Genomic DNA, 4,386 nt, shown 5'->3' on the forward strand with positions numbered 1-4,386 from the left:
AACCACAGCGACCAGCGTTGCTCCTGTTCCCCATGTTGCAACAACACTTAAAGCAGGCATTGTGCTACCGCAGCCAGGGATTTACCAAACGACGCTGCTTACACGCGATGATCCGCACCAGACATTGGTTAATTTCGCCGGCTTGGCAATCGTTTACCCGCAACGTGATGCACAGCTGCGTTGGGATATCTGGGTCGATGATGGCGCCGTGGCTACCTGGTGGCTTGGTCAGGCCGGAATGCAGTCCGATAGCACAGAGCCATCTACCCTGACGTTGACGCGCATTAGCAGAAATAAAGTGGCAGACAGTGCTGTTTTGACGCGGGATGATTCAGGATCGCTGCTCGTGCCATCGAATTACCAGAGGCAAAGCAGTATCCCCAATCAGGTCATGATCAAGACCATGCCCGTCATCAAGGCAGAGGGTGAGCGGGTAAGATATTCTGCATTTGATCTGTCGAGTACCGGAACCATGGCATATCACAATTGGAATGGCCAGGTTGGTATTACAAAATTTAACACAACGGATATTAAGTCAGAGACATGGTCGACTGGAAATGGCTTGTCGACCGATATGTTAGGCAATACCGAGTTGACTAATAACGATGGCAAGTTGAGCGTCGTTATGGAACTGCCGTCAGCAGGTTGCACATTATTCGGTGAGGGAAAGGAAGAGAGCAATCACGCATTGAACAAGCTTACTTTTACCGGATTCGGAAAATGCAAATTTGTTGAATATAATGATGCCAACTGGAGCCAGAGTGACTATAAAAATACGGCGGGTTTGGCTCGGGTAAAAGACACGGCTACCGCATATATTGCCGAGTTTAATGATGTAAATAATAAAAGCACATTAGTTATCGGATTTCCCGAGTTGGATGGGGTCATATTTACTCTGAAAAAAGAATAAACATCCCGTCAGTCATATTCCATGGGGTGCAGTAGCGCCTCATGGAATTTTTATCCGTTCTATTGCCGATTGATAACGGTGTTTCTGTCGCTCATCAGGCTACCTGCATGTCAGCGAGTCGTCAGATCCGTTGCCGGAGGCTCTTTCTGTGAACAATCTTGTTGGTCAGAATAGCTGACGGATCAGCGGAAGTGATTACCCATATCGTTTATTCTGCCAAGAGAGGTGTGACGCTTTCACTATCGGAGAGGTCGTATCTGTTGTTGAATGGGGAGGGAGTGGTCATTTACCGTGCCACTGACTGCATGGCGAATGGGGCGCCCGGAGTAATCATGTCGCAAGAGGTTGTATGCGAGCACTGAGTGAACTCGATTTGAACCTGCTGGTGGTGTTCAAATATCTGATGGCCGAACGCAGCGCCGCAGGTGCGGCTACGCTGCTCGGTGTCACGCCTTCCACTGTGAGCAAGTCGCTTGCCAAATTACGGGAGTGGTTTGGCGATCCGCTGTTTGTGCGGGGACGCAAAGAGTTGCAACCCACCAATCTGGCTTTTGCCCTGGAAGAAGAGCTGAAAGTCTGGTTTCCCCTTACCGAACGGATCGCCTCACTCAATAGCGAAGCGATCCCCGATGGCGCCCGCTTCAGTCTGGTGATGCAATCCCCGTTCTACAACAGCTTGCTCAGTGATTTGCCGATGGCCATCCATGAGAAGTATCCCAACTCTGTGGTCAAAATGCTGGGATGGAACCGCAACTCTCTCAATGACGTTGTCAACGGTGATGCGGATCTGGGGGTCTGTGTCCGCGAGAGTTATAGCCGTTCTCAGCTCAAGCTCAGTAATCTGCCCTATTACATCGATCATGAAGTGCTGTTTTGCGATCGGCCTGTGGTCTTCCTGCGCAAGGATCACCCCCTGCTTCAGCAGGAGTGGTCAATGGAGAATTTTCTCAATTGCCCTCATAGCAGTGTGGTGCTGGAGGTCAAGGAGACCTGGGGGCTGGATCTGCTGCTGGAGGATGAGGGGCTGATCCGTAAAGTCCCGGTCATGGTATCCAGCTTTGAGCAGTCATTGCACATTGCATCCCAGCCCGACAACGATCTGATCGCGGTCGCCCCCTCTTATTGCGCCGGACATGCAGCGAAATATCATCCCAATCTGATCACCAGACCACTGCCCCTGTCTGAAGCGCTCTATCAGCAACTGGAGCTCACTTTTATCCTGCTGTGGCATAAGCGTCACAATCAGGACGCCAAGGTGTTGTGGCTGCTCAATGAGATACGACGGCTCTATAACCGGGAGTCGATGCCCGTGGGCCGTCAATAAGGCGAACCGACCGGAGGCGAGGCTGATCAATAACAGGCGTAATGAGGGGATAGTGCGAGACAAGGCAAGGGCAGCAACCCTTGCCTTGCTGTTGAGGGCTTAGTTGTACTGCTCTTCCATCCAGGCTTCGACGATCAGCTGCGCCGAGACGCCGTCCACACTGCCTTTTTCCAGAGCGCGATAGCCGCCTCGCTCAAACAGCCGGGCGCGGGCATCTGTGGTGGTGAGTCGCTCATCCTTGAACTCCACCGGCTTGCCGAAACGGCCATGCAGCCGGTTGCCGAATTTGCGGGCCCGTACCGTGATCTCCTGATCGGTGCCATCCATGTTCAGCGGCAAGCCGACCACCAGCAGGTCCGGTTGCCACTCCTTGAGCAGCTTCTCAATCTCGTCCCAGTTGGGGATGCCGTCGTTGGCCTTGAGGGCGCGCAGAGGCTGGGCTGTGCCAGTCAGCTCCTGACCGATGGCGACGCCAATGCTCTTGGTGCCATAGTCAAAGCCCATGATGCTGCGTGATGACATAATTGATAAATCCTCGAAATAGAGAGCGGAGCGGGCCAGCCGATCAGCTGTGGCCGATATCGCTGGAGAGGTGAACTGGGTTCACCCCTATGCTGGCGGCGGCTTGCTGCCAACGTTTGTGAATGGGGGTCTTGAACACCAGAGCCGGATTGGGGGGGATCACCAGCCAGGCGCCGTCCACCAGCTCCTGTTCCAGTTGACCTGCGCTCCAGCCTGCATAGCCAAGGGCCACCAGCCAATGGGCAGGAGCCTCGCTCGTACCCAGGGTTTCCAGAATATCCTTGGAGGTGGTCACCATCATCTCATCCCCCACCTGCAGGGTGGAGTTGAAACCGGGGCGGAAGCTGTGCAGCACGAAGCCGCGATCGGCGTGAACCGGCCCCCCTTGCAGTACCGGTTGTTTGAGCTCCGGGTTGTTGGGCGGGTTGAGCTGGAGCTGGGTCAGCATGGTTTCCAGCGACATCTCGACCGGAATGTTGACGACCAGTCCCATGGCGCCCTCTTCGTTGTGCTCGCACAGATAGACCAGCGAACGCTCGAAGTAGGGATCCGTCAGGCTTGGCATGGCAAGCAGGAAGTGATTTTGCAGTGTTTGCATAGAGGCCAAATAGTGCAAAGGTATTTGAGGTCAATTATGGCAGTTGATCCCCATGGGAAAAACCGCTTTTTGGGCTGGGCGAGATCCCGCCCCTTTCCGGATTGTCTTGAAACAGAGAGGGTGGCGCCGGGCCACCCTCTCTTTTTCCGGGCTTGTCGGGGGCGGTTACCCCTGAACAGGCCGGTTAGCCTGCCTGGCGATTATTTGCCCAGTCGACGCTCGATGGCATCCATCAGCATGCCTGTGATGTGTACATCGAACGCTGCTTCGATCTCGCGAATGCAGGTCGGGCTGGTGACGTTAATCTCGGTCAGGCGATCGCCGATGATGTCGAGGCCGACGAAGATGAGGCCTTTCTCTTTCAACGTCGGGCCCACCGCACGGGCGATGGCCCAGTCCGATTCGCTCAGGGGGCGTGCTTCACCACGGCCACCGGCCGCCAGATTGCCGCGGGTCTCCCCCTGCGCCGGAATACGGGCCAGGCAGTAGGGAACCGGTTCACCGTCCACTACCAGTACCCGCTTGTCGCCATCCTTGATGGCGGGCAGATAGGTCTGCGCCATGCAGTACTGGCTGCCGTGGGCGGTCAGGGTCTCGATAATCACGCCGACGTTGGCGTCATCTTCCTTCATGCGGAAGATGGAGGCGCCGCCCATGCCGTCCAAGGGCTTCAAGATCACGTCTTTGTGCTGGGCGTGGAAGGCGCGCAGCTTGTCGGCGCGGCGGGTCACCAGCGTGGTCGGGGTATGCTCGGCAAACCAGGCGGTGTAGAGCTTCTCGTTGGCGTCACGCAGGCTCTGCGGCTTGTTGACGATAAGGCAACCCTCATCCTCGGCCCGCTCCAGCATGTAGGTGGCGTAGATAAATTCGGTGTCGAACGGCGGATCCTTGCGCATCAGGATCACATCGAGGTTGGAGAGGGGCTGATCCACCACCTCGCCCAGGGTGTACCAGTCGGCATAGTCATATTTGACGGTGAGCGGGCGCATGGTGCCGAAGGCGCGACCGGCTTCCATATAGAGATCCTTCATC

At 55.7% G+C, this 4,386-nt stretch carries 5 protein-coding genes; 2 read left to right on the forward strand and 3 right to left on the reverse strand.

Translation table 11 applies throughout. From position 1 onward, the window contains the following. Together AACS18_RS16495 and yidZ are read left to right on the forward strand one after the other, a co-directional pair. On the forward strand, positions 1-910 hold a 910-nt coding region (locus tag AACS18_RS16495), incomplete at its 5' end, for a hypothetical protein (RefSeq protein WP_108612748.1). Between the two features lie 349 nt (positions 911-1,259). Then, positions 1,260-2,234: an HTH-type transcriptional regulator YidZ gene (yidZ, locus tag AACS18_RS16500; RefSeq protein WP_108612749.1), complete on the forward strand. Its 975-nt coding sequence runs from the start codon at positions 1,260-1,262 to the stop codon at positions 2,232-2,234. A 99-nt stretch (positions 2,235-2,333) separates the two neighbouring features. On the opposite strand, the gene ruvX is transcribed toward yidZ, so the two are convergent. The 3 genes from ruvX to gshB all read right to left on the reverse strand — a co-directional run. Continuing rightward, positions 2,334-2,756 (reverse strand): Holliday junction resolvase RuvX, encoded by a 423-nt coding sequence (gene ruvX, locus AACS18_RS16505; protein ID WP_005343821.1) that lies wholly within the window; start codon positions 2,754-2,756, stop codon positions 2,334-2,336. A gap of 43 nt (positions 2,757-2,799) precedes the next feature. Then, positions 2,800-3,354, reverse strand: coding sequence for a YqgE/AlgH family protein (locus tag AACS18_RS16510; protein ID WP_005349793.1), 555 nt, complete (start codon positions 3,352-3,354; stop codon positions 2,800-2,802). 200 nt (positions 3,355-3,554) lie between these two features. Further along, positions 3,555-4,386: glutathione synthase (gshB, locus tag AACS18_RS16515; protein ID WP_108612750.1), on the reverse strand; the 832-nt coding region annotated here is incomplete at its 5' end.

The sequence above is a fragment of the Aeromonas sp. HMWF015 genome, assembly GCF_963878965.1.
In the GTDB taxonomy this organism is placed as follows: Bacteria; Pseudomonadota; Gammaproteobacteria; order Enterobacterales; family Aeromonadaceae; genus Aeromonas; species Aeromonas veronii.

Bases quoted from the DNA above. Each gene is read 5' to 3' on its own strand.
- ruvX (WP_005343821.1), bottom strand. From the start codon at position 2,756: ATGTCATCACGCAGCATCATGGGCTTTGACTATGGCACCAAGAGCATT.
- yidZ (WP_108612749.1), top strand. From the start codon at position 1,260: ATGCGAGCACTGAGTGAACTCGATTTGAACCTGCTGGTGGTGTTCAAA.
- AACS18_RS16510 (WP_005349793.1), bottom strand. From the start codon at position 3,354: ATGCAAACACTGCAAAATCACTTCCTGCTTGCCATGCCAAGCCTGACG.